Genomic DNA, 20,061 nt, shown 5'->3' on the forward strand with positions numbered 1-20,061 from the left:
CGTGAAGCATGTAAAATGTTAAGTAAGAGAAAATGGTTTTACATTAAGGAAGTGTTAAAACAATGAGTTTTACATTAAATAAATCGATTATTAAAGAAGTATGTGGAGAAACCTCATATAAAAGAGGCGAAGCTTATTATAAATCAAATAAAGTAATCGTGAATTACTATGATGAAACGAAAGAAATTTGTGAGGCGACAGTAAAAGGGAACGAGGATTTTCGTGTTACAGTAGAAAAAGCTAAAAAAGGTGATGTTGTTGCGAGATGTAGTTGTCCTTCATTAGCGTCTTTTCAAACGTACTGTCAACATGTTGCAGCCGTACTAATACAAATAAATTATAACCAACAAACGGGTGGAATGGGCTCTGTTAGTAGCAGAAATGATCAATTAACAAACGGGATGTTTCAGTTATTTGCAGACAAACCACTGAGGCCAAAAAGTAAACAACATCGGTTTGATACACGTGAAATATTAGATGTTGCGTTTATATGTTCACCAGTAGCGAAGAAAAGCGGTGGGGCTCTTCTTGGAATTCAGTTAAAACTTGCGAAAACATATTTTATAAATCATGTTAGAGAATTTCTTTCTAAAGTGGAGAAGAGAGAGGCTTTTCATTGTTCCAATGAATTTACATATACGCCAGATGTACACAGTTTTAAACAAGAAACAGACGCGATTATACAACAACTTATTAAAATATATCATAACGAAAAAATGTATGAAGATGCACTAGAAGTACATGCGAAACAAGATGAAAGTATGATATTTATACCGCCAGCTTCATGGAATGATATGCTCTCTGCACTTTCTAGAGCCGAGTATGTACAGTTGAAACAAAATGAGCAACTGTTCCAGGGATTACACATTTCAAAAGGGTTATTGCCATTACATTTTGAGTTTACGAAAGGGAATAATGGCGGGTTTACCCTTCATATAGACGATCTAAATCGTGTTCGAGTTATGGAGATGTATAACAACGCTCTTTACGATGGGAAATTATATCATTTACCTATGGAAGATTGTATGCGACTTATTGAATTGCAAAAGATGATGAGTCGCTCAAATAGCAATCAGTTTTATATTCCTGAAAATAAGATGGAACATTTCGTAGCGAAAGTTGTGCCTGGATTAATGAAACTTGGAACAGTGCGCATTGATGAAGTCATATCCGATCGTGTTGAAACGCCGTCGTTAAAAGCAAAGCTATATTTAGATCGAGTGAAAAATCGTTTGCTAGCAGGTCTTGAATTTCATTATGGAAACGTCGTGATTAATCCGCTAGAAGAAGACGGGCAACCTTCTGTTTTTAATCGTGATGAGAAAAAGGAAAAAGAGATTTTAGACATTATGAGTGAAAGTGCCTTTGCGAAAACAGAAGGCGGTTACTTTATGCATAATGAAGAAGCTGAGTATAACTTTTTATATCACATTGTTCCAACGTTAAAAGGTTTAGTTGATATTTACGCGACAACAGCAATCAAATTACGCATTCATAAAGGGGATACAGCGCCACTTATTAGAGTGAGAAGGAAAGAAAGAATTGATTGGTTGTCATTTCGTTTTGATATAAAAGGAATACCGGAAGCTGAAATTAAAGGTGTATTAGCGGCTCTTGAAGAAAAACGGAAATATTATCGGCTTGCGAATGGTTCTTTATTATCACTAGAGAGCAAAGAGTTTAATGAAATTAATCAGTTTGTAAAAGAATCAGGTATTCGAAAAGAATTTTTACATGGGGAAGAAGTGAATGTTCCGCTTATTCGGAGTGTAAAATGGATGAATGGACTACATGAAGGTAATGTTTTAAGTTTAGATGAGTCTGTTCAAGATTTAGTTGAAAGCATTCAAAATCCGAAAAAGTTAAAGTTTACAGTACCGCCAACTTTACATGCTGTAATGAGAGAGTATCAAGTATACGGGTTCGAATGGATGAAAACACTCGCCTATTACCGTTTTGGCGGTATTTTAGCAGACGATATGGGACTTGGAAAAACGCTGCAAAGTATTGCTTATATAGATTCTGTTTTGCCTGAAATTCGGGAGAAGAAGCTGCCTATATTAGTCGTTTCACCGTCCTCGCTCGTTTATAATTGGTTTAGTGAATTGAAAAAATTCGCCCCACATATTAGAGCGGTTATTGCAGATGGAAATCAAACAGAACGACGAAAAATCTTAAAAGACGTAGCGGAATTTGATGTCGTCATTACGTCATATCCATTACTAAGAAGAGATGTAAGGTCATATGCGAGGCCATTTCATACACTATTTCTTGATGAAGCACAGGCGTTTAAAAATCCTACAACACAAACTGCAAGAGCAGTGAAAACAATTCAAGCTGAATATCGTTTTGGACTAACGGGAACGCCTGTCGAAAATTCATTAGAAGAGCTATGGTCTATCTTTCATGTCGTATTTCCAGAATTATTACCAGGAAGAAAAGAATTCGGTGATTTAAGGCGTGAAGATATTGCGAAGCGCGTAAAACCGTTCGTATTAAGACGATTAAAAGAAGATGTATTACAAGAGCTTCCAGATAAAATAGAGCACTTACAGTCATCGGAGTTATTACCAGATCAAAAGAGACTATATGCTGCTTACTTAGCAAAATTAAGGGAAGAAACATTAAAGCATTTAGACAAAGATACGTTACGTAAAAATAAAATTAGAATTTTAGCTGGCTTAACGAGATTAAGACAAATATGTAATCATCCTGCTTTATTCGTTGATGATTACAAGGGGAGTTCAGCTAAATTCGAGCAACTGTTAGACATACTAGAGGAATGTAGAAGCACTGGTAAGAGAATTTTAATCTTTTCTCAATTTACGAAGATGTTGTCCATTATTGGTCGTGAATTAAATCGCCAAGCAATTCCATACTTTTATTTAGACGGGAATACACCTTCGCAAGAACGTGTAGAACTATGTAATCGGTTTAATGAAGGAGAAGGAGATCTATTCCTCATTTCTTTAAAAGCTGGTGGTACAGGTCTTAACTTAACAGGCGCTGATACGGTTATATTATACGATTTATGGTGGAATCCAGCTGTTGAACAACAAGCAGCAGATCGGGCATATCGAATGGGGCAAAAAAATACAGTACAAGTTATTAAATTAGTAGCACACGGAACCATTGAGGAAAAAATGCATGAACTACAAGAGAGTAAGAAACATTTAATCGCTGAAGTGATTGAGCCAGGAGAAGAGAAATTATCATCAATCACGGAGGAAGAAATTCGAGATATTTTAATGATCTAATAAAAAAAGCTATGCCTTCAAATGTATGAGGGTATAGCTTTTTTGTTGTAATAATTATATTTTGTTTTGTACAAAGTAAAGAAATCAAATGTTATTTCAATTATTTCTTTGTACCTTTACTTTTGTATGGCTTTGCTGCTTTCTTTTTCTTTGCGCTTGATTGCCAACGGTTCCATCCTTTACTTCCTGTACCTTGTCCTACACCTTTTTTCGGTTTTGCTTTCGTTTTACTCATATAATCACTCCGTTATATAAAAATCTTATTTGATAATAGTCAATGATTTAGAAAATACTCTTTATAAATGACTATGTTTGTTTTAAGTAAAAACAAACTGCTTGAATGCTATAGTATATCATGAATTTGCAAGTAAACTGAAAGGAATTACAAAGAAAATGAAAATAATACGAAATACTGCGGATTCTATATTTCGGACGATTACATTAATTGTTGTATATATGTTAGTTTCTGTTAGTGAAACGTTTTTTGGAATGCCCAGACAAAAGAAGTAAAGAAGGTATATTGGAAACAATCAATAAAGCCGTAAAATAAAGAATTGAAAAATATTTTAAAACTTTTTGTTGACTTTATTTATTTTTTGTATAGAATAATCATTAATAAAATGTTTCAGAGATGTGACAACAAAACGACTATGAAAGGACGAGTAGTAGTAGGACGTAGTCTAAGCGAGTCAGGGGTGGTGTGAGCCTGATACGAAGCCTATTATGAAGAACCTCCTGGAGTTGCTAACCGAAATCCTTGACAGGAAAGTAGACTTAGCCGGGAACTTCGCCGTTACAAGAAGAACAGTATCGAGATACTTCATCTCCGTATTGTATAAGTGAGCAACCTCTGTTGCTAATTTGGGTGGTACCGCGGAACCAAAGCCTTTCGTCCCAGTTTTTTGGGAAAGAAGGGCTTTTTTTGTTGGCTTCTTTTCACAACATCCAAACATTTTAGGAGGAAACCACCATGTATCAATCATTAATGACAGTAAGAGAGACTCAAATCGCAATTAAGGAAGTTAAAACATTTTTCGAGGATCAATTAGCAAAACGACTTGAATTATTCCGTGTATCTGCACCATTATTCGTAACGAAAAAATCAGGACTAAACGATCATCTAAACGGTGTAGAACGTCCAATTGAATTTGATATGTTACACTCAGGAGAAGAATTAGAAATTGTGCACTCACTAGCGAAGTGGAAACGATTTGCACTGCATGAATATGGATATGAAGCTGGTGAAGGTTTATATACAAACATGAACGCGATCCGTCGTGATGAAGAACTTGATGCAACACATTCTATTTACGTTGACCAATGGGATTGGGAAAAAATCGTTCAAAAAGAATGGCGTACTGTAGATTACTTACAAAAAACAGTACTAACAATTTATGGAATATTCAAAGATTTAGAAGATCACTTATTTGAAAAATATCCGTTCCTTGGGAAGTATTTACCAGAAGAAATTGTGTTCGTTACTTCTCAAGAACTAGAAGATAAATATCCAGAATTAACACCGAAAGATCGTGAACATGCAATTGCAAAAGAACACGGTGCAGTCTTCATTATCGGAATTGGTGATGCACTTCGTTCAGGTGAAAAGCATGATGGACGCGCAGCTGATTATGATGATTGGAAATTAAACGGTGACATCTTATTCTGGCACCCAGTACTACAATCTTCATTTGAATTATCATCAATGGGAATTCGTGTTGATAGTAAATCACTTGATGAGCAGTTAACGAAAACAGGTGAAGACTTCAAACGTGAGTACGATTTCCATAAAGGTATTTTAGAAGACGTACTACCATTAACAATTGGCGGTGGTATCGGACAATCAAGAATGTGCATGTACTTCTTACGTAAAGCACATATCGGTGAAGTTCAATCTTCTGTATGGCCTGATGATTTACGTGAAGCTTGCAAGAAAGAAAACATTCATCTGTTTTAATAGAAGAGAGAGAATAACTCAAAGAGTTATTCTCTCTTTTTTATTGTGTAAACGAGTGGTTTACAGCGGATTTTACTAATAGTTTCTTTCTTTTTCATCTCCTATTATGTCATAATTTTTTAAAAGAGGGGACGTTATGAGCTTAGGAGAGCAGTTAAAAAAACTACGAGAGTCAAAGGGATTTTCACAAGAAGATGTTGCTAAAAAGATTGGTGTGACAAGGCAAGCAATATATAGATGGGAAAATAATAAAAGTTATCCTGATATTGATAATTTAATTTTGCTTAGCGAAATGTATAATGTTACGCTCGATGCGTTAATAAAAGGGAATCAAAACATGAAAGAAAAAATACATATTGATGAAGATGATGAGGATTTTGAGAAAGAGAACGAATTTGGTTTTTATATTGGATTTGGTTTGTTAATTATGAGTGCTTTCGTTGAATATGAAAAAATACAGGTGGTTGTATTAGGCGTTGCATTATTCATGATGGTATTTTACTCGGATGTGAAGAAAGTTATTTTGAATGAATATAGATCGTTTTTTCATAGGAAAGAGCGATAAGTTATAAAATGAGAAGAGTCAGTTATATTTCCTTGGAAAAGGTAAAGCGAATAATTAAATTATTTCATAATGATTTTTTGGATGTTAGTGATATGTTAAAGAACTGTTTGGATAGAGTCTTGAAATCTATGTGTAAAATGAAAATATATTTTTAAAAACTCAAACAAGCATAACCACGTTCTGGAGTGAGGACATGGTTAAAAATATAGTAGTTTCATTTATAATACATCACTTACTTGTTACCGAGTTCTTCCGCTAAACCGATTAAAATCCCTTCGGTCCACGAATGTAGCAGAGACGGTAAGAGTTCTCGTATTGAACTACTTCACCAACGAGTTGAGCACCATGCTTAGTAGTAAGCCTAGATACCATTTCATCAATGTCTTCAACGGTGAACATGACGCGCAAATAACCGAGGGCATTGACAGGAGCTGTCCGGTGATCTCCTATAGCGGGCGGGGTAAGAAATCGCGAAAGTTCAATTCGGCTATGGCCATCTGGAGTCACCATCATAGCAATCTCTACGCACTGCGAACCGAGTCCGGTTACGCGACCAGCCCATTCCCCCTCTACAGTGGCGCGCCCTTCGAGTTTTAACCCAATCTCCTCGAAGAAAGAGATTGCATGATCAAGGGATTCTACAACGATGCTAACATTGTCCATTCTGAGTAATTTATTTTTTGACATTGTCTTTATCTCCTTATATGTAAAAGTGTATTATCTAATCATCATCTTCATTATACTATTAAAAAGTTACAAATTCCTTTCAAACAAAAACACCTTGTCACAGTTTAGGAAAATGTGACAAGGTGTTTTTAAGTATGTCATATAGTATCTTGTTAACAAACAATACCGAGACTTCCTTGCAAAAATATTTCTATCCTGTACGGCATTAAATGATCCGATTGTTGTATAGAATTAATTGTATTTTTTTAATGACACATAAATTTCTTGTCACTCTATATAATGCAAACAGCTTTCTATTTTTAATAGGAAGGAAATAGATTCATATAATTTGTTTTAAGTAGTACCGCTGGAAATTAACTCATTTGTACTAAAGGCACAATTTTCGCCATAAATGATTGATGCAGTGCCTCAACACCTGTCACTAAATGAAGGCGGTCAATAACGACAGACACTTTAATTTCTGATGTACTTACCATTTTAATATGAATATTTTCTTCTTTTAAAGTAGTGAACATATTCGCAGCAACACCTGGATTAGAGACCATACCAGATCCTACAATTGATACTTTTGCTAAATGATTTTCATATTCTACTGCTTCATAGTGAAGTGCCTCTTGATTTTGTTCCAATACTTCTAATGTTTCTCTTAAATCATTAGAATGGATGGAGAAGGAGAGATGAACAGTTCCTTCATTAGTAATACTTTGAATGATGATATCTACATTAATATGTGCCGCTGCTAATGTAGAGAAAACAGTTGAAAGTGAACCTTGTTCTAATCCTTTCACTGTGATGCGTGTAATATTATCTTCAAATGCAATACCTTTAACGATTGATTGTTGTTCCATGTTACATTCTCCTTTTACAATTGTTCCGTTTTCTTGTTCCATACTTGAGCGAACTTCTAAAATGACATTATGATTTTTAGCAAACTCAACAGCACGCGGGTGTAATACACCAGCACCGAGGTTTGCAAGTTCTAACATTTCGTCATAAGAAATTTCATCTAATTTATAAGCATCTTTTACAACTCGTGGATCCGTCGTATATACGCCAGTCACATCTGTGTAAATATCACATTTTTTTGCGTTTAGTGCAGCAGCTAATGCGACAGCAGTTGTATCAGAACCGCCTCGTCCAAGCGTTGTAATTTCAAAATCTTCACTGACTCCTTGGAAACCAGCTACAATAACAATCGTGCCTTTAGTAAGATAAGATTGAATTCGATCTGTATTAATTTCAGTAATCCGTGCACTACTATGTAAAGATTCTGTCGTAATACCAGCTTGCCATCCTGTTAATGAAATCGCGTTATACCCTTTTGCTTGTAGTGCCATCGTTAATAATGAAATAGTTACTTGCTCTCCTGTCGATAGAAGCATATCCATTTCACGTTTACTTGGATTTTCTGTAATTGCGTTAGCAAGTGCTACAAGTTCATCTGTACTTTTTCCCATTGCTGAAACGACAGAGACGATACTATGTCCTCGTTCATATTCTTCAATAATTAAATTTGCTACATGTTGAATACGCTCAACACTTCCGACAGAAGTGCCACCAAATTTTTGTACAATCGTTTCCATTACGAATTCCTTCTTTCATCCATTTTTAAGAATAGATTAGGACATATATAAATCCCAATATTCCTGTAGTTACCAGAGAAAAACAAAAAACACCATCTCAAATAAGTGAGGATGGTGCTGTTACAGGAAAAGGGAAACAGAAAACGGAGCTAATAAAAAAACCGCCAAAAAAGGAATACCATGAAAATGATATCTCTTTTTTGTAGATAGCTCTTCATACATACGCGTCTGTACATATGACAGTTCTGTTTCTATTCGAAAACAGCCCCAATCGATACATACAGAGAAATATATCGATTTCGGCAATACTTCCTTTCATCTAATTTCATAGACCTCCCTGTGTCTCCATTAGAATACTCATAAGTATCGCAACCTCTATCTCACGTTTTAGGCGAGAGTGTTTGATTTATGAAGTTGTTGGTAACATTTGTTTTATAATAATTTAAATTTTTCGAGGAATCAAGTGTTTTATATATATTTTAAAAATTCTATTTTTTTACGAGGGAGTTTGTGAAAAATGTAGCAAAATAAATTTATTACATGTACATTAAAATTATAGTTCATTGGAGGTGGAAGAATGAAAGGGAGAAAGCCTATTTATGTTTCAGCAGACATGTAATAGATAGTAAGGAATACAACGGCTTAGTTGATAAAATGGATGATTTTCATAGTGAGGCATTTGACGTGACGAAGATACCTTTAAGCATTATTCGGTTTTATGAAAATACAAAAGAGTATGAGTTACAATCGCATATTAAATGGACTCGTTCGTTCCGCCTGTTAGCATTTTGTTATGAGAAAATGAGTAAGCGTGTAGGACAAATACATTTAGGAATGGGCGGCAAGTGGGAAACAATGCACGGCTCTATCATAGGGGTAATGGATGAGAAGGATGGAAGGGAGAATGTAAGAGCTTGGTTAAGAAAAAATGAAGCAGGAGCATCTATTTTTGTAGCTCTTTACTCAAAACATACGTATAAGAATGAGACATATATGAATATCGCATTGCCTCTACCATATTCGAATATGACGGGGATTTTAAAATTACGTAATGATAATAATAATTTAATTATTACTAGTAAGCTGAGAAGAAATGGTAAGGGAGATGAGGGGATTTATTTACATACTCGTTTCTTTACAGTACGGTTACCGTTAGCTGAGACGTTTATTATTAAAGAGGGCACCAATCAAATGTTAGAAGCTAACCATAAAATGTGGATATTTGGAGTTAAGTTTTTAGAAATTGATTATGAGATTAAGAAAATAGAGGAGAAGTAAGAAAAGCTTGGAGAGATTCCAAGCTTTTTTACGTATGGGTAATTGTCATAGCGACTTGTTTATCTAAGTCTTTGTCCCAAACACGTTGAATTTCAAATGTACCTTTTTCAAAAAATAATGGAAATCTTTCTTTAAACCAATCTTGCATAGGAAGATTTAGTGCTGTATCGATTGGTACCCATAATAATTCGCCTTCAGGAGGATTCGAAAGGAGTTCACCTTCAAATGAATCTGTCCAATAGTTAAATACCATATATCGAACATTTTCTTTCGGATTTACGTATTCATCTAATCCTTTAAAAGTTAAATTTGAAACAAGTAATCCAGTTTCTTCTTTTACTTCCCGTTTAGCAGCTTGAACGATACTTTCTGGAAAATCTACTTTTCCGCCGGGAGCGATGTAACCAGGGAAGCCAAGGTGATTGGGGCGCTGTATTAACAATACTTTGTTATTCCGCTGAATCATACACATTGTATACATACGGTGCTCTATATCTTTCCAATTGTTGCTCATATGAATCTCTCCTCTTAATAAAATCTTATAGTTTTTAACTATAGTTATGTATGACAAAAAATACAATAATAATACAATATTATACAATTTTCAATTGACTATTACTAATTTTCAGAACTATAATGAGTCTGTTACATAAATACATCGTACTTGAGAGGGGAATATATTCTATGAAAAATAGAATAATCGCAGCAGGAGTAATTGCAGCTAGTATATTATCGTATTCATCTAGTAGTTTCGCGCAAACGAAAAAATTTCCAGATGTCCCAGCTAAACATTGGGCAGAAGACTCTATTTACTATTTAGTAGAGAAAGGTGCAGTTACAGGTAACGAAAAAGGAATGTTTGAGCCAGGAAAAGAAATCACTCGTGCAGAAGCAGCTACAATGATGGCTCAAATCTTAAACTTACCAATCGATAAAAATGCTAAACCATCTTTCGGTGATTCTCAAAACCAATGGTATACCCCATTCATCGCAGCTGTAGAAAAAGCTGGCGTTGTAAAAGGGAAAGGAGCGGGCGTATTCGATCCAACTGGGAAAATTGACCGAGTTTCAATGGCCTCTCTTATTGTAGAAGCTTACAAATTAGATTCTAAAGTAAATGGTACTCCAGCAACTAAATTCAGTGATCTAGAAAAAAGTTGGGGTAAAGCAAAAGCTAACATTCTAGTTGAATTAGGGATTTCTATTGGAACTGGTGAAAAATGGGAGCCTGAAAAAATTCTAACTAAAGCAGAGGCAGCTCAATTTATTAAAAAGGCAGATTCTCTTAAAATAGGTAACCCTTTAGTAGAAAAGGTAGTTATTATTGATCCTGGTCATGGAGGATTTGATCCGGGGAATCCAGGACAAGGCGTAGAGGAAAGTAAAATTGTATTTGATACATCTTTAAGATTACAGAAGTTGTTAGAAAAAAATACACCTTTAAAAGCTTTGTTAACACGTGAAGAAAATGGAAATCCAGGAAGTAACAAAAATGAATCTCTTGCGAATCGAGTAAAATTTGGTCAAGAGAACAATGCAGATATATTTGTAAGCATTCATGCAAATTCTTCTGAAAAACATGATGGTCATGGAACGGAAACATATTATTATAAAAAATCCAAGCGTGGAGAAGAGACACAGATTGAAAAGGATAGTGAAGTATTAGCGAATAAAATTCAAAATAGAGTAGTAGAAGCACTACATACAAGAGATAGAAAGATAAAAGACAATCACTCACTTTATGTAGTAAATAATAATACAGTACCAGCAGTTTTAACAGAGCTTGCCTTTATTGATAATGATATAGATAATGGTAAATTAGCTACTGAATCAGGAAGACAAATTGCTGCTGAGGCAGTTTATGCTGGTATTTTAGATTATTATGAATGGAAAGGTTTCGATGTTGCAAAATATCGTTTAGCTAAATAACAATGTTGATTGCTAAGCCCATCGCCTTTATATAGATGGGCTTTTTATGTGATTTTATGTAATTTTGTATCGGAATAAAAAGATATATCGTATTATATTGATTATAAATAAAATAATGGTAGATTAGTTGATTTTTATCACGTATACTTTTACTGTTGACTATTTAAGAGTTTGTTAGTTTAATAGGGAAAATTATACGATAAAGGGAGGCAAGTTAACACGGGACAAGCATATAAAAAACGTGTTAAAAAATTTATGAAAAAAGTTATTTCTAATGTGTTAGCAGTGACAGTCGCGCTTCAAGTAGTGATGGCTCCAGCAACTTCGTTTGCATCTACAAAAGAATTTCCAGACGTTCCAAAAAATCATTGGGCACTTGAAGCAATTACTGATTTAACGTCAAAAGGGATTATTGCAGGTTACGATAATGGTAAATTCGGCTTCGGAGATGTTGTAACTCGTGAGCAAGTAGCAGCATTAATGTATCGCGCATTAAAACCAGAAGCAAAAAGTGATTATAAAAATCCATACTCTGATATTAGTGCAGGAACGACAATGTTCCCAAAGGAAATTTTAGCATTAACAGATATGGGGATTTTCGTAGGTGATGATAAAGGAACGTTTAGACCGAAAGAATCATTAACTCGTGCTGAAATGTCTGTTATTTTGCAAAGAGCATTTAAATTAGAAGTAAAAGCACCACATACATTTAATGATATAGATGCATCATATTGGTGGGCAAAAGAAGCAATTAGTGCATTGCAATCTAATGGTGTATCAATAGGGAATGGACTTGGAGGATTTGATCCATCAGGTGTATTAACACGTGAAAGCTATGCACAATTGTTATATAGAGCGATGCAAATTAAAAAGGATGTTCCTGCTGAACAGCCTTCATATATTAATCTAGATGTGACATTACCATCTAACGTAACAGCGCAAGAGATTGATAATTATATTCAAAGATTCCATCCAGATAGCCCGTTAGTTGGAATTGGACAAGACTTTATTAAAGCGCAAAATGAGTATGGTGTGAATGCACTATACTTAGCTGCACATGCAATCTTAGAATCTGGTTACGGTAAATCAGAAATTGCATATCGTAAACATAATTTATTTGGTTTAAGAGCATATGATCGTGATCCATTTGCATATGCAAAATATTTGCCGTCATACGGACTAAGTATTTCATATAACGCTGATTATGTAAAAAAGAACTACTTAGAAGAGGGTGCAAGATATTTCAAAGGTTACACATTGCCAGCAATGAATGTTATGTATTCAACAGATACAGCATGGGCTGGAAAAATCGCTAATATCATGGAACGCATTAAGCCTTTTAATAAAGCAGATTACCAAAATGCAAAACGACTACCGAAAAACCCTAATACATTAAATGTAGAAGTATTAAGTGAAGCGATTCCTTATACAGATTATGCAAAAGATGCAAAAGCTACTGTCCAATCGGTAGGATCTTACTATCAAGTTCCATTCCCGTTTAACAATCCAATTAAGAGTGTACCAAATGTGACACAAAATGAAGTTGGAAAATTAGAAAATGGTACAAAAGTAAATGTATATCGTGAAGATCCAAATGGCTGGGTAGAATTTTCATTTGAAAATGCGCAAGAAAAATATTGGACATTGAAGAAGAACTTAAAATTATAAATAAAAAGGTGTTTTCATTTATGAAAACACCTTTTTATTTATATTCATCAAGTAATATTCCATAGTATGTAATATCCATAGGTTCACCAGATTTTACAACATGCTGTTTAAACGTTCCTTCATGTTTCATTCCGATTTTCTCCATAATTCGCCATGAACCAGGATTATTTGTAAAAGCTGCAGCGAATATTTTATTTAAATGCAGCTCGTTGAATCCATAGTGTAGTAGTGTTTTCGCTGCTTCGGTACCAAATCCATTTCCCCAATAAGGCTTTCCAACCCAATAGGCCAGTTCCCCACGTTTATGAATATGATTTAAATTTAAATTAATTACACCTATTAATTCTTTATTATTCTTATCTATTATAGAAAAAATCACAACTTTTTTATCGATCTCTGCTTGTATCATATGTGTAATGAAATCTTTTGCAGAGCCTTTTGGATATGGGTGTGGAATAGATAGGGTTGTTTTAGCAACATCATAATCGCTAGCTAATTTTTCGATTACTAGAGCGTCATATAATTGTAATGAGCGTAGTATGAGTCTTTCTGTCTCAATTGTTTTCATATATTATCTCCTTTATGTTCTTGATAATATTACCATAAATTTAATAATTTCATATATAATTAGATTGAATATTATTAAAAATAAAACATTTTATTAGGAGGATTTAATCCTTCGAAAAGAGGAGAGAGGTATGCAAGGAGAAATACCAACAGAGAAAAAATTAAGCTATATCGGTAAATTGCTATTGCCAGTTAAAGCGTCACCACATTTTAAATTTTTATGGATTGGGCAATTGCTTTCGACTTTAGGTAGTTCGATAACGATGGTTATTTTGCCAGTCGTTGTGTATTCATTAACTGGTTCAACAGTTGTAATGGGAATGACTATGGCAATGTACATGCTCCCTAATATTCTTGCGTTACCGTTTGCTGGATTAGTCGTAGATCGAATGGATCGGGTGAAAGTAATGTTATTTACAGATATAATTCGCTGCATATTAATGCTATTACTTGCAACACTTATATTTATGGATGTATTAACAATTCCACTTCTATATGTACTTGTAGCATTATATGGACTTATGGAAGGCATATTTCAGCCAGCGTATGCGGCTGTAAGAGCGAAAGTATTTGTACCAGAAATTCGCAATGCAGCTAATGCATTAACGCAAATGAGTAATCAAGGTATACGACTAATTGGACCAGCTCTTGGAGGATTAATCGTTTCAGTTGCATCTGCTGGAATAGGGTTTGGACTAGATGCAGTAACGTATTTGTTATCATTTTTTTGTTTATTATTTTTAAGAGAAATAAAGTTTAAAAAAGTAAAATCTATTGAAAAGAAAAAAGTCGATTATAAACAAGAGTTTATGGAAGGTGTTTTTGTTTTAAAAAGTCATCCGTGGCTATGGATTACAATTTTAGTCTTTTCTTTCATCAATATTTGTTATGCAGGAATTATCGTCGTATTAATTCCATGGTTATTTAATGTTCATCATCATTTTGAAGCATATGTGTATGGATTAGGCATGGCATCCTCTGGTGTTGGAGCTGTAGTTGCTGCGCTAATATTTGGCGGGAGAGAACGGTGGTATAAGCGGGGAGTACTTGCCTATGGTGGTGTTTTAATAAGTGGTTGTGCGCTTTTAATAATGCCGTTCATTACTTGGGCACCTGTTTTAATTATATTAATGGCAATTGAAGGGTTCGGTATGATGATATTTGGACTCATTTGGGAGACGAGTTTACAAGAGCTTGTGCCAGAAGAAGCATTTGGAAGAGTGGCAAGCCTTGATATGTTAGGTTCATTTGCTTTATTGCCACTAGGTTATGTAGTTGTAGGGTGGTTAGCTACTGTCATAGGTGGCGAGATAACGATTATAACACTAGCTATTTTAGTACTTGTAACAATTGGAGTAGCATTATGTGTGCCGAGTATTCGAAGATTTGATTGATGATATAAGGGAAGGTGGGAACGACTTATATGCTTATAGAAAATTTGAACGATATAGTCGCAAAGGAATGGGACAACCAATATACTTTGCAGGAAAAGGTCTTTGAAGCAAAAAATTTCACAGTCTATATTGCTACCCAAAGAGAAAATAAGCTAGCATATAATCAACTAGTATTAATAAAACATTTTTGTAACGAAAAGCCTTCCGTGCATATTTGGTATAAGAAAATTAGCACCGATGCAACAAAACTGGACATCACAAAAGAAGTGACAGAAGCCATTCAAACTGGTTTTGTAAATGAAGAGTAAGCCCTAATTAAATTAGGGCTTACTCTTCATTAAATACAAATGTTTGTTTCATTTTTTTACTTTCATTTACTGGATGGCCGTTGTAAGAAAAGTTCTTTTCTTCCCAAGTAATCACAACTTTAAAATTATGGCTATTAAAGTCTAATGGGAATACCATGTAGTCAAAGCTTGTATGACTTTTAGAAATATTTTCATTAGGTGTAGTAGGTTTAAAGGTAGCTTTAGAGGTAGGATTGTTATCAAGTATTTCCACGGATACGTTTGATACATCATGACCGATGTTTTTTACGAGTAAACTATATGTATCAAATACACCTTGTTTTGGCTGGATTGCTTGCTTGTTTACGTTATGAGATTTATCAATTTCGATATACCATTGTTTAGACTTTGATGCAATTGGTAGTGATTGAAATGTGTATGCACTAGCTTGTATTGGTAGTGCTAAGCATATAAGCGTAAAGAGAGTTAATATTTTTCGTTTCATTTTTTGAGAGCTCCCATTCTGTAACGGATTTATTTATTATTATCTTCTCTTTATGTTAAGATATACTATATAATATAAGGGGTTCGTTTTATGAATATTGGGTTAGGAGTTATTATATTATTTGCTATGCTTGTATTTAGTTTTATTACAGCTTTTTCTAAACAAGAAAGCCGATCCGCCTTTAGGCATGGAATGAAATGAAAGGGAAGTTGGATCCGGAATACTACTAAAAACCGTAAGGATCGTGGTTCTTTAAGTATCCGAAGTTTAGATAGTGTCTTCAGATTTTTTGTTTTAATTTTTCGGAAATAAATGATAATAGAAGAATGTTTTAAAGTGTTGGTTGAAGGGATATGTAACGAGCTTGATATGGTTAATATGGCAATGGTATGTGATACTAACAGCGTTCATTTGTTTTTAATTAAACGGACGGTCATCCCCTTAGCCCTACAAATAAAATGATTAATATCAAAATGTTTAAGAGAAGAATTCCCTCATCATAACGTTAAATGTAATAGGATGTTTATGTTTAGGGGATTAAAGAAGGAAGCTGTGTAAAGGTCATACTACACAGCTTTTTTGTACGTCTAATTTTAGAATAATCGATTAAGCGTATTTAATTGTTACGTATACGTAGTTCTGTCTCACTATCAAAAAAATGTGCTTTTGTTAAACTAAAGGCTACTGAAAGCTTATCGCCAGCTTTCAGTTCTGATCGAGCATTAATTCGTGCGACAAAACTTTGATTTTCAAGTTTTCCATGTATCATAGTCTCAGCGCCTAATAGTTCAGCAACTTCAACATTAATTTCGACAGTTGAATCGGGAGAAGATTGAAGGACAATTGGTTCATCGTGAATGTCTTCTGGACGAATACCGAGTATAAGTGTTTTTTTGTTATATCCCTTTTTCTGCAATTTTTTTAATTGCCCTTCTGGTACTTTAAAACGAATATTTTCTATATGAAAATAGTTATCTTTTAATGTTCCAGTAAAAAAATTCATGGCCGGAGAACCAATGAATCCGCCAACAAAAACATTTTCAGGAGTATCATAGACTTCTTTTGGTGTACCAACTTGTTGTATGATACCATCTTTCATCACAACAAGGCGTGATGCCATTGTCATTGCTTCCGTTTGGTCATGTGTTACATATATAGTAGTTGTGTTTAAGCGGCGATGAAGCTTAGAAATTTCTGAACGCATACTTACACGTAATTTAGCATCTAAATTGGATAGAGGCTCGTCCATTAAGAATACTTTTGCATCACGAACGATAGCTCTTCCTAATGCAACACGCTGGCGCTGTCCACCCGATAATGCTTTTGGTTTTCGCTTTAAATAATCTTCAAGACCTAATATTTTTGCTGCCTCAGTTACACGACGATTAATTTCATCTTTTGGTAGTTTTCGTAATTTTAAACCAAACGCCATATTATCGTAAACAGACATATGTGGGTATAGTGCGTAATTTTGAAATACCATTGCAATGTCACGATCTTTTGGAGCGACGTCATTCATAAGTTTACCATCAATATAAAATGAGCCGTCAGAAATGTCTTCTAAACCTGCAATCATACGTAGAGTAGTTGATTTTCCACAACCAGAAGGACCAACAAATACAATAAACTCTTTATCTTGAATATGTAAATTGAAATCAGAAACAGCAGTTGTTTTATTATCGTATAATTTGAAAATATGATTTAATACGAGTTCAGCCATTATACATCGCCCCTATTTTTATAATTAACTGAATTATAAGTTTTATTTAATGTAAGGTGAATTGGTAAGTTGCACAAAAAATGTTAATTTTTTTATGCAAAATTACGAGATGTTCAAAGAAAGAAAAGCCAAATAAACAGCCACAGCACCTTCAAATGTTTTTATATTCAATCCTGTTTTTTCAATAAATTTGTCAATTCTATACTGTAAAGTATTTCGGTGTAAATATAATTGTTTAGCCGCAAGTGATACATTTAAATTACATTGGAAGAATACTTTAATACTCTCTATTAGTTCTTTATCATTGGAAACATTTTCTAATAAACGGTTTGTATATTTTTCTCTCTTTTCTTTTGGTAATAAGGTCATTAATTGATAAGGGAGAAGTTGTTCAATGTATGTAATTTTCTTTGATAAATAGGGAGAAAGATAAGAAAATAAATTTCGTTCCCATTGATACAAGTGAGAAACTTGATTGGTTTGGGTGTAGTGTCTGCCGACAAAAAAGGATAAGGATATAAAAAAATCTGTTTCTAGCGTATCAAGGGCTGTTTGCAATCTATATTCAGATGTATTTTCTGTTAAGATGAGGACTCCAGTTTGTGAAGTTTCCCATATTGTAGGAGTATCAAAACCAAGTATTGAATGTAAAGCATTATGAAATTCTTCTCGTTCCGTTATAGGATGTGTTGTGAAGAAATGTAAAAAGCGTACAGATGTTATTTGAATATCTTTACTCTGATATAACGCTTCGTACCAATACTTTTCTATTTTTGTTTCGTAGCATGTGTCAGTATGGATGGGAGTTAAGAGGGATGAAAGCAATTGCCCCTCCCGTTTATGTAAGCGAGATTTACGAATTCCTACTCTATTCCCGTCAATCAAAAACCAACTGTAATCTTCAGAAAGTATTGCTTCATTAATTTTTATATCTTTAGCGTAATATTTTTTTAATTGTTGAATCATATGAACACTCCTTATCTTTATATTATTTATTAATAACAAATTATATAGGGATAATGGATTAAGATGGTTTGTTATAAAATTAAAAAAATTCAGAAAATATATTGCGGAGGAAAAAGTGATAGTGTTATACTTCATAACAACTGGTAATGACAACATCATGTCGTGATTAAATTGGTATATGTATAAATAATATATCAATGATAGTTTATTCCTTCAACTGGTAATGACATAAGTCTACTAAATTTGATAGGGAAGGGAGAGAAGAGCATTGTTTTTTATCAATGAATATTTTTTGTAAACGTTTTCTTTAAGGGGAGCTCCAAACCTTTTGTAAAGTTGATTATATTAGTTTAATTTGTCATCAGTGAGTTAAAAGAAACATAAGTAAAGATTTTGTTATATAGATGATTATTTTCAGGGGAGGAACAGGGATGAAAAAGTGGTTTATTTTCTTTTTGTCAACATTGTTATTGACAATAGTAGGCTGTTCTAACAGTGGCGAAAAAGTTAACACGTCATCTAAAGATGAAAAAATAGAATTACGATATGCACTTTGGGATAAGAAACAGCTACCAGCAGTGGAGAAAGTGGTCCAACAGTTTAATGAAAAACATCCGAATATTAAGGTGAAAATAGAATTAACAGCGTACGGGCAGTATTTTCAGAAGCTTGAAACGGCAGCAACAGGAAATGCATTGCCGGATGTATTTTGGATGAATGGTCCAAATGTTGTGAAATACGCTTCGGGGAAAGTATTGATGCCTTTGGATGATAAAGCGAAAAAGGATAAGTATAAATTGGAAAATTATCCGAAATCTTTAGTTGATTTATATACAGTAGATAATAAAACTTACGGTATTCCAAAAGATTTTGATACAACGGCACTTTGGTATAATAAAAAATTATTTGATGAAGCTGGAGTAGCATATCCAGATGATTCATGGGATTGGGAGAAAATGAAAGAAGCTGCAAAAAAATTGACGAAAAAGGAAAAAGATGTTTGGGGATTTGCAGCAGCAATGGGAAATCAAGGTGGCTATTATGATCTCATTTACCAAAATAAAGGGTATGTTCTTTCTAAAGATAAAAAAACAGTAGGATTTAATAAACCACAAGCAATTGAAGCGTTTAATTATAACATTAGTTTTATTAAAGAAGGATTATCACCAACATTTGCTCAAATGACAGAGACAACAGCATCTGATTTGTTTTTATCAGGTAAAGTAGCGATGATTTTTGATGGGCCTTGGATGGTACCAGAATATAAGAAAAATCCTGATTTAAATATTGCTGTTATGCCAAAAGGGAAAGAAAGAGCTGTTATGATTCATGGTCTAGCAAATGTCATCTCAGCGAAAACAAAATATCCGGATGCAGCTTGGGAATTTGTGAAATATTTAGGTTCTAAAGAGGCAGCAGATGTGTTTGCAGAAACTGGAACAGTTATTCCTGCTTTTAATGGAACACAAGAAGCATGGGTTAAATCCGTTCCAAACTTGAATTTACAAGCGTATATCACTGGTCTTGAATATTCTTACCCATTACCGAGTGTGAAAAATACAGGAGCTTTATGGGAGCAAGAAACAAAAGTATTAAAAAGGGTATGGGGAGGAGAATTGAATGTTGAAGATGCAACAAAAGAATTAACAGAGAAAGCAAATGAAGTTCTTTCTAAAAAATAAGGAGAGGGATCCTCTCCTT

General features: G+C 34.0%; 15 protein-coding genes, 2 pseudogenes, 1 riboswitch and 1 other annotated feature. Of the genes and pseudogenes, 9 read left to right on the top strand and 8 right to left on the bottom strand.

The genetic code is table 11. The features are described 5' to 3' along the window. Positions 1-62: 62 nt before the first annotated feature. Positions 63-3,257, top strand: coding sequence for an SNF2 helicase associated domain-containing protein (locus tag MR083_RS12045; protein WP_242269369.1), 3,195 nt, complete (start codon positions 63-65; stop codon positions 3,255-3,257). A gap of 100 nt (positions 3,258-3,357) precedes the next feature. Here the strand turns inward: MR083_RS12045 and MR083_RS12050 are convergent, their stop codons facing one another. Beyond that, positions 3,358-3,492, bottom strand: a complete 135-nt coding sequence (locus MR083_RS12050) for a DUF3934 domain-containing protein (protein ID WP_000047591.1) — start codon at positions 3,490-3,492, stop codon at positions 3,358-3,360. 406 nt (positions 3,493-3,898) lie between these two features. Further along, positions 3,899-4,157 (top strand) — a binding site (T-box leader). 70 nt (positions 4,158-4,227) lie between these two features. Between MR083_RS12050 and asnA the strand changes: the two genes are divergently transcribed. Together asnA and MR083_RS12060 are read left to right on the top strand one after the other, a co-directional pair. Next, entirely contained in the window at positions 4,228-5,211 is a 984-nt protein-coding gene (gene asnA, locus MR083_RS12055; RefSeq protein WP_000284908.1) for an aspartate--ammonia ligase, read from the top strand. A gap of 136 nt (positions 5,212-5,347) precedes the next feature. Beyond that, complete coding sequence (locus MR083_RS12060; protein ID WP_000051966.1) at positions 5,348-5,776, top strand: helix-turn-helix domain-containing protein; 429 nt, start codon at positions 5,348-5,350, stop codon at positions 5,774-5,776. A 232-nt stretch (positions 5,777-6,008) separates the two neighbouring features. Here MR083_RS12060 and MR083_RS12065 read toward each other — a convergent pair. Further along, positions 6,009-6,463 (bottom strand): annotated as a pseudogene (locus MR083_RS12065) (VOC family protein). Positions 6,464-6,816: 353 nt separating this feature from the next. Next, a complete protein-coding gene (locus MR083_RS12070) occupies positions 6,817-8,046 on the bottom strand; it encodes an aspartate kinase (RefSeq protein ID WP_074614961.1) in 1,230 nt (409 codons plus the stop codon). Positions 8,047-8,245: 199 nt separating this feature from the next. Next, positions 8,246-8,432: riboswitch (Lysine riboswitch) on the bottom strand. Between the two features lie 223 nt (positions 8,433-8,655). On the opposite strand from MR083_RS12070, the pseudogene MR083_RS12075 reads away from it, so the two are divergent. Continuing rightward, positions 8,656-9,324, top strand: a pseudogene (locus MR083_RS12075) (YndJ family protein); the annotation flags it as partial. Positions 9,325-9,352: 28 nt separating this feature from the next. Here the strand turns inward: MR083_RS12075 and MR083_RS12080 are convergent. Further along, positions 9,353-9,838, bottom strand: coding sequence for an 8-oxo-dGTP diphosphatase (locus MR083_RS12080; RefSeq protein WP_000070005.1), 486 nt, complete (start codon positions 9,836-9,838; stop codon positions 9,353-9,355). 170 nt (positions 9,839-10,008) lie between these two features. Between MR083_RS12080 and MR083_RS12085 the strand changes: the two genes are divergently transcribed. Next, the gene (locus tag MR083_RS12085) at positions 10,009-11,253 is read left to right on the top strand and encodes an N-acetylmuramoyl-L-alanine amidase (RefSeq protein ID WP_242269370.1); all 1,245 of its coding nucleotides are present in this window, start codon (positions 10,009-10,011) and stop codon (positions 11,251-11,253) included. Between the two features lie 255 nt (positions 11,254-11,508). Then, the gene (locus MR083_RS12090) at positions 11,509-12,921 is read left to right on the top strand and encodes an S-layer homology domain-containing protein (RefSeq protein WP_000756005.1); all 1,413 of its coding nucleotides are present in this window, start codon (positions 11,509-11,511) and stop codon (positions 12,919-12,921) included. Between the two features lie 34 nt (positions 12,922-12,955). On the opposite strand, the gene MR083_RS12095 is transcribed toward MR083_RS12090, so the two are convergent. Next, entirely contained in the window at positions 12,956-13,489 is a 534-nt protein-coding gene (locus tag MR083_RS12095; protein ID WP_000848386.1) for a GNAT family N-acetyltransferase, read from the bottom strand. 130 nt (positions 13,490-13,619) lie between these two features. On the opposite strand from MR083_RS12095, the gene MR083_RS12100 reads away from it, so the two are divergent. Both MR083_RS12100 and MR083_RS12105 read left to right on the top strand, forming a co-directional pair. Beyond that, the gene (locus MR083_RS12100) at positions 13,620-14,882 is read left to right on the top strand and encodes an MFS transporter (RefSeq protein ID WP_001161145.1); all 1,263 of its coding nucleotides are present in this window, start codon (positions 13,620-13,622) and stop codon (positions 14,880-14,882) included. Positions 14,883-14,911: 29 nt separating this feature from the next. Continuing rightward, positions 14,912-15,190, top strand: a complete 279-nt coding sequence (locus tag MR083_RS12105; RefSeq protein ID WP_046646890.1) for a hypothetical protein — start codon at positions 14,912-14,914, stop codon at positions 15,188-15,190. 19 nt (positions 15,191-15,209) lie between these two features. Here MR083_RS12105 and MR083_RS12110 read toward each other — a convergent pair whose 3' ends face one another. The 3 genes from MR083_RS12110 to MR083_RS12120 form a co-directional block, all read right to left on the bottom strand. Next, a complete protein-coding gene (locus MR083_RS12110; RefSeq protein ID WP_000823326.1) occupies positions 15,210-15,674 on the bottom strand; it encodes a hypothetical protein in 465 nt (154 codons plus the stop codon). A gap of 616 nt (positions 15,675-16,290) precedes the next feature. Then, positions 16,291-17,394 (bottom strand): ABC transporter ATP-binding protein, encoded by a 1,104-nt coding sequence (locus tag MR083_RS12115; RefSeq protein WP_000829438.1) that lies wholly within the window; start codon positions 17,392-17,394, stop codon positions 16,291-16,293. 102 nt (positions 17,395-17,496) lie between these two features. Continuing rightward, positions 17,497-18,360 (bottom strand): PucR family transcriptional regulator, encoded by an 864-nt coding sequence (locus MR083_RS12120; protein ID WP_000615935.1) that lies wholly within the window; start codon positions 18,358-18,360, stop codon positions 17,497-17,499. 431 nt (positions 18,361-18,791) lie between these two features. Here MR083_RS12120 and MR083_RS12125 point away from each other — a divergent pair, with 431 nt between their 5' ends. After that, complete coding sequence (locus MR083_RS12125; protein ID WP_000758670.1) at positions 18,792-20,042, top strand: ABC transporter substrate-binding protein; 1,251 nt, start codon at positions 18,792-18,794, stop codon at positions 20,040-20,042. The last annotated feature ends 19 nt before the right edge of the window (positions 20,043-20,061 follow it).

Source organism: Bacillus cereus group sp. BfR-BA-01408 (assembly GCF_022663305.1).
Taxonomy (GTDB): Bacteria; Bacillota; Bacilli; order Bacillales; family Bacillaceae_G; genus Bacillus_A; species Bacillus_A pacificus.